We start from the raw sequence: 5,627 nt of genomic DNA, 5'->3' as shown, positions 1-5,627 counted from the left end.
GGAACTCCTTGGGGTGGGGAGCGGGCATGGTCGACATCCTTCCAGCGGCGACAGATGTCGCCACAGATCAGATGACAATCGAACCTTCAGCAGTCCCACCGGTGCACCTGGCGACACCGACCTGGTCGTGCACCTCACCCCCGCCGACCTCACCAGCGAGCACGGCACCTACGTCGAGGAGACCCGCGGCGCCGTCTCCGCCCAGCAGCTCACGGCCTGGGTCCGGCGCCGCGCCAGCCACGGCGGCAGGGTCCGGGTCAGGGAGGTGGTGGTCCGGGCGGTCATGGTCGGGGGGTCTCGAGACGGTTGCTGCGCAACCTCCTCGACCACCAGGGACGACGTCCGGGCCTGGCTCGCCCGTCACGGCATCGACGCACCCGTCATCGACCTGCGACCCATCGACCTCCACAGCGACCAGGCCGTCGACACCCACGACCCGCCACCGCTGATGCACGAGCACGTCGTCCTCCGCGACGCCCACTGCGTCTTCCCCGGCTGCCACCGCGACTCACGCCGCTGCGACCTCGACCACATCGAGCCCTACGTCCCACCCGACGACGGCGGACCACCCGGCCAGACACACCCGGCCAACCTCGCCCCACTCTGCAGACGCCACCACAACGCCAAGACCCACCACGACTGGACCTACCGGCGAGACCGCGACGGCACCTACCGCTGGACCAGCCCCACCGGCCACACCTACAGCGTCGTCCCCCACAGCCGAGCACCACTCGGCCACTGAGGCCCGCTGACCCGGCCACCCACCCGCTGACCCGGCCACCCACCCGGTGGCCGGGCCACCGGCACGCCCAGCGCCGCCCCTTCGAGGCTCGCTCCGCTCGCACCTCAGGGACCGGCCTACTCGCTCCGCTCGCTCCTCAGGGGACGGTGAGCAGCTCCGTCCGCACCTCGAGGAACGGTGGGCGGCTGACCTCGTGCCTCAGGTCACGCGGGGGAAGGACTCGTTGAGCCGGCCGTCGAGGGGTTCGTAGGCCGAGGGCTCGTCGACGGCGCGGGTGAGCAGGGGGACGGCGCCCGCCTTCACCTCGTACGACGAGAGCGCGCGGCGGTAGCTGCCGACGTCGCGCCACCACGTGACCAACGTCCACAGCGTCGGGTCGTCGACGTTGCGGCCGGCGCGACCGCCCTCGTAGCCGGGGCGCGCGGCCAGGACGCCGTGCGCCTGCTCGAGGTCGCGACGGAAGTCGTCGGCCTCGTCGTCGGGCACGCGGAACCTCGTCACGACCAGCACGGGGCGACCCTAGACCGGACCACCCGTCGGACTGATTTGACAACGGTTCCCAGTGGCAGAGAATGGTTCCCATGCTCCACGCCTCGCCCCGCCGCCGCACCCTGGCCGCCGTCGCCTGCACCGCCGCCCTGGCCGTCACCGCGAGCGGCTGCGCCGCCTTCTCCGACGACACCGGCACCGGGGGCGCCGGCGCGGCCACCGCCGACGGCGAGCTGTCCGTGGTCACCTCGTTCTACCCGCTGCAGTACCTGACCGAGCAGGTGGCGGGCGACGACGCCACCGTCACCAACCTGACCCAGCCCGGCTCCGAGCCGCACGACCTCGAGCTGACGCCGGCCCTGACCGCCGAGATCGTCGACGCCGACCTGGTCGTCCACGAGTCGGCGCTGCAGCCCAGCGTGGCCGACAGCATCGACCAGAACGCCGGCGGCACCGCCCTCGACGTCGGCGAGGCGGCCGACCTGGTCCCGTTCTCCGAGGAGGAGCAGGGCCACGAGCACGAGGGCGAGCACGAGGGCGAGGACCACGCGCACGAGGAGGGTCACGACGAGCACGAGGACGGCCACGACCACGGCGACCTCGACCCGCACTTCTGGCTCGACGCGGCGCGCATGGCCGACGTGGCCGACGCGATCGCCGACCAGCTCGCCGAGGTCGACCCCGACAACGCCGACACCTACCGGCAGAACGCCGCGGCCGTGCGTGACGACCTCGGCTCCCTCGACGGCGAGTACGACCAGCGCCTCGCCTCCTGCGACCGCGACACGATCGTGGTCAGCCACGACGCCTTCGGCTACCTGGAGAAGTACGGCGTGGAGGTCGCGCCGATCGCGGGCCTGTCGCCCGACGCCGAGCCGACACCGGCCGACCTCGCCTCGCTGCAGGACCTCATCGCCGACGACGGCATCACCACCGTCTTCTACGAGCGGCTGGTCAGCCCGCGCTTCAGCCGGGCGCTGGCCGACGACGCCGGGGTGGAGACCGCGGTGCTCGACCCGATCGAGGGCCTGAGCGACGAGACCTCGTCGGAGGACTACGTTTCCCTGATGGAGAGCAACCTGCAGGCCCTCGTCCGCGCCAACGGGTGCTCGTGACGACCCACCCCATCGAGCTCCGGCGCGGGGCGGTCGCCATCGGCGGCCGCCCTGTGGTGCGTGGCGTCGACCTCGTGGTCCCGGCCGGGCAGTTCCTCACCGTGCTGGGGCCCAACGGCTCCGGCAAGTCGACGCTGGTGCGGGCCCTGACCGGGCTGCTGCCGCTGGTCGGCGGCCGGCTCGAGCTGTTCGGCACCCCGAGCACCCGCTTCCGCGACTGGCGCCGTGTCGGCTACGTGCCGCAGCGCGCCGGCGCCGTCTCCGGCGTGCCCGCGTCGGTCTGGGAGGTCGTCGCGTCCGGCCGGCTGACGCACCGGCGGCTGTTCACGCCGCTGCGTCGCGCCGACCGGGTGGCCATCGACGACGCCCTCGAGGTGGTGGGGCTGGCCGACCGCTCGCGCGAGAGCGTCGCCAACCTCTCGGGCGGGCAGCAGCAGCGCGTGCTCATCGCCCGCGCCCTCGCGGGACAGCCCGAGCTGTTCTTCCTCGACGAGCCCACGGCCGGCGTCGACGCGGCCAACCAGGTCGCGCTCGCCGCCGCCCTCGGCACCCTGAAGTCGCGCGGCGCCACGCTGGTGCTGGTGGCCCACGAGCTCGGCCCGCTGGCTCCCCTGGTCGACCGCGCCGTGGTGCTGCGCGACGGCCGGGTCGTGCACGACGGCGCCGTGCCGGGCGACCCGACGTACGGCGCCCACGGCCACGAGGTGGGCCACCACCACGCGCACGACCACGCCGCTGCGCCGGCCGTGGGCGCGTCGCGTCGTCCTCTCGACCACGCGCCCGACGTGGCCGCCCCCCTCGAGGAGCGCTGATGGACCTCTTCACCTACGGCTTCATGCAGCGCGCGCTCATCGCCGCGCTCGTCGTCGGCCTGGCCGCCCCCGCGATCGGCACCTTCCTGGTGCAGCGCCGCATGGCCCTGATGGGCGACGGCCTCGGTCACGTCGCGGTCACCGGGGTCGCGCTCGGCCTCGTCACCGGCACCTCGCCGCTGTGGACCGCCGTCGGCGTGGCCGTGGTCGGCGCGGTGCTGATCGAGCTGCTCCGCGCCCAGGGCCGCACGAGCGGCGACGTCGCGCTGGCGCTGCTGTTCTACGGCGGCCTGGCCGGCGGCGTGCTCATCACCGGGCTGGGGGGACAGAGCGCGGCGCGGCTCCAGGAGTACCTCTTCGGCGCGATCACGACGCTGTCGGTCGGCGACCTGTGGCTGACGATGGCGTTCGCGGCGTTCATCGTCGCGGCCTGCCTCGGGCTCTCGCCCCAGCTGTTCGCCCTGGCGCACGACCAGGACTTCGCCCGGGTCGCCGGGCTGCGGGTGGGGGTCTACAACGTGCTCGTCGCCGTGCTGGCCGCCTTCACCGTGTCCGTCGCGATGCGCACGGTCGGCCTGCTGCTCGTCGCCGCCCTCATGGTCGTCCCGGTGGCGACCGCCCAGCAGCTGAGCCGGTCGTTCCGCGCGACGCTGCTCGGCGCGATGGCGCTCGGCACGGCGTCGTCGGTGGGCGGGCTCACGATCTCGGCCGTGCTGAGCGCGCAGGCCAACGTCGCACCGGGCCCGGCGATCGTGCTCCTCGCGCTGGCCTTCTTCGCCGCCACCTGGCCGGTCGGCATGCTGCTGCGCCGCCGCGCTCGGCTCCGGGCGCCGTTCCCGGGCGGCGTCGAGGGTGACCTCGAGCCGCACACCGGGCACCACGACCACCGGCACGGTCCCGACTGCGGTCACGTCGCCGTCCCGCACGACGACCACGTGGACTATGTTCACGACGGTCATCGGCACGCGGTCCACGGAGGGCACTATGACGAGCACTGACGCCGCCGGCGTCCGGCCGACCAAGCAGCGACGTGCCGTCGCCGCGGCCCTCGACGCCTTCGACGACTTCCGCTCGGCCCAGGAGATCCACGCCCTGCTCCGCGAGCGGGGCGAGTCGGTCGGCCTCTCGACCGTCTACCGCACGCTGCAGACGCTGGCCGACGCCGACGAGATCGACTCGCTGCGCACCGAGAACGGCGAGAGCATCTACCGCCGGTGCAGCGCGACGCACCACCACCACCTGGTCTGCCGCTCCTGCGGCGCCACCGTCGAGGTCGAGGGTCCGGCCGTCGAGCGCTGGACCGGCGCCATCGCCTCCGAGCACGGCTACACCGACGTCTCGCACACCCTCGAGCTGTTCGGCACCTGCGGGGCCTGCCGCCGGGCCTGAGCCCCGCTCAGCCGTCCTGCGGCACCGGCATCCGGGCGACGCCGCCGAGCCGCTTGGTGAAGCGCACCCGATCGGCGTACGTCGCGAGCAGGTGCCACAACGCCTCGTGCGCGGCCCACGGCAGCGGGTCGCCCACGGCGCCGCGCTGCCACGAGGGACCGAAGCCGATCCAGACCGGCGTCCACTGCGCCGCGCAGTCCCAGGCACCGCGCTTGGCCTCGACCAGGCGGCGGCGCACCTGGAACGCCGTGCGCGGGCCGTCGACGACGATGGGCGCACTGACGACGGGCCACAGCCGGAGGTCCAGCAGGATGCACTCGAGCTCGAGCTCGGCCAGCACGACAGGGTCGACCAGCACCGTGGCGACGTTCTCGTGCGGCTCCCGCCTCATCCGGGCAACCTAGTCCGGCGACCCCGCCGACACCAGCACCTCGCGCAGCGCCCCGATCGCCGGCACCTGCTCCGCCCCGGCGCGGTGCACCAGCCCGACGTGGCGGGTGCCGAGGTCGGCGTCGTCGCGCACCACCACCGCCGGGTGCCGGTACGCCGCCAGCGCCGACGCCGGCAGCGAGGTGACGCCGAGCCCCTGCGCGACCAGCGCCTGCACCATGACGTAGTCGTCGCTTTCGTAGCGCACCCGCGGCACGAAGCCCGCGGCCGCGCACCGCGCGACCAGGTGCGAGCGGCAGCGCGGGCACCCGGCGATCCAGGGCTCGTCGGCCAGCTCGTCGAGCCGGGCGCCGGCGTGCCCGGTCGGCAGCACGAGCCGCACCGGCTCCTCCAGCACGGGCGTCCAGGCGAGCTCGCGCAGGTCGGCGGGGGGTCCGTCGTGGCCGAAGACGAGCGCGAGGTCGGCCTCGTCGGCCCGCACCGCCGCCATCGCCTCGGGCGGCTCGGCCTCGGTCATCGACACCTCGAGCCCCGGGAACCGGGCCGTCAGCCGCGCGATCCCCTGCGGCGCGAGCACGGCGGCCGCCGAGGGGAACGCCGCGAGGCGCACCCGGCCGGCCCGCAGCCCGGCGATCGCCGCCACCTCCTCCTCGGCCAGCCGCAGCTCGCCCGCCACGGCGTCGGCGCGCG

At 74.4% G+C, this 5,627-nt stretch carries 8 protein-coding genes; 5 read left to right on the top strand and 3 right to left on the bottom strand.

Annotated features, from left to right (window positions below; genetic code table 11):
- Positions 1 to 127 precede the first annotated feature (127 nt).
- Positions 128 to 742: an HNH endonuclease signature motif containing protein gene (locus ACYU8I_RS18730; protein WP_460843840.1), complete on the top strand. Its 615-nt coding sequence runs from the start codon at positions 128 to 130 to the stop codon at positions 740 to 742.
- A 198-nt stretch (positions 743 to 940) separates the two neighbouring features.
- Here the strand turns inward: ACYU8I_RS18730 and ACYU8I_RS18725 are convergent, their stop codons facing one another.
- The gene (locus ACYU8I_RS18725) at positions 941 to 1,252 is read right to left on the bottom strand and encodes an antibiotic biosynthesis monooxygenase family protein (protein WP_460843838.1); all 312 of its coding nucleotides are present in this window, start codon (positions 1,250 to 1,252) and stop codon (positions 941 to 943) included.
- 71 nt (positions 1,253 to 1,323) lie between these two features.
- On the opposite strand from ACYU8I_RS18725, the gene ACYU8I_RS18720 reads away from it, so the two are divergent.
- The 4 genes from ACYU8I_RS18720 to ACYU8I_RS18705 are packed head-to-tail and all read left to right on the top strand — an operon-like array spanning position 1,324 to position 4,547.
- The gene (locus ACYU8I_RS18720) at positions 1,324 to 2,346 is read left to right on the top strand and encodes a metal ABC transporter substrate-binding protein (protein ID WP_460843835.1); all 1,023 of its coding nucleotides are present in this window, start codon (positions 1,324 to 1,326) and stop codon (positions 2,344 to 2,346) included.
- Positions 2,343 to 3,158, top strand: a complete 816-nt coding sequence (locus ACYU8I_RS18715) for a metal ABC transporter ATP-binding protein (RefSeq protein ID WP_460843833.1) — start codon at positions 2,343 to 2,345, stop codon at positions 3,156 to 3,158. Before ACYU8I_RS18720 ends, ACYU8I_RS18715 begins: the two co-directional genes overlap by 4 nt.
- Positions 3,158 to 4,156 (top strand): metal ABC transporter permease, encoded by a 999-nt coding sequence (locus ACYU8I_RS18710; protein ID WP_460843831.1) that lies wholly within the window; start codon positions 3,158 to 3,160, stop codon positions 4,154 to 4,156. Before ACYU8I_RS18715 ends, ACYU8I_RS18710 begins: the two co-directional genes overlap by 1 nt.
- Positions 4,143 to 4,547, top strand: a complete 405-nt coding sequence (locus tag ACYU8I_RS18705) for a Fur family transcriptional regulator (RefSeq protein ID WP_460843829.1) — start codon at positions 4,143 to 4,145, stop codon at positions 4,545 to 4,547. The genes ACYU8I_RS18710 and ACYU8I_RS18705 overlap by 14 nt, the downstream gene beginning before the upstream one ends.
- 7 nt (positions 4,548 to 4,554) lie before the next feature.
- Here the strand turns inward: ACYU8I_RS18705 and ACYU8I_RS18700 are convergent, their stop codons facing one another.
- Positions 4,555 to 4,938, bottom strand: a complete 384-nt coding sequence (locus tag ACYU8I_RS18700; RefSeq protein ID WP_460843826.1) for a hypothetical protein — start codon at positions 4,936 to 4,938, stop codon at positions 4,555 to 4,557.
- Between the two features lie 9 nt (positions 4,939 to 4,947).
- On the bottom strand, positions 4,948 to 5,627 hold a 680-nt coding region (locus ACYU8I_RS18695; protein ID WP_460843823.1), incomplete at its 5' end, for a LysR substrate-binding domain-containing protein.

It is taken from the genome of Nocardioides marmoraquaticus, from assembly GCF_054777915.1.
Note: the sequence above shows the minus strand (reverse complement) of the source record. Positions and strands in the feature narration are given on the sequence as shown.

Bases quoted from the DNA above. Each gene is read 5' to 3' on its own strand.
- ACYU8I_RS18720 (WP_460843835.1), top strand. From the start codon at position 1,324: ATGCTCCACGCCTCGCCCCGCCGCCGCACCCTGGCCGCCGTCGCCTGC.
- ACYU8I_RS18710 (WP_460843831.1), top strand. From the start codon at position 3,158: ATGGACCTCTTCACCTACGGCTTCATGCAGCGCGCGCTCATCGCCGCG.
- ACYU8I_RS18705 (WP_460843829.1), top strand. From the start codon at position 4,143: ATGACGAGCACTGACGCCGCCGGCGTCCGGCCGACCAAGCAGCGACGT.
- ACYU8I_RS18700 (WP_460843826.1), bottom strand. From the start codon at position 4,938: ATGAGGCGGGAGCCGCACGAGAACGTCGCCACGGTGCTGGTCGACCCT.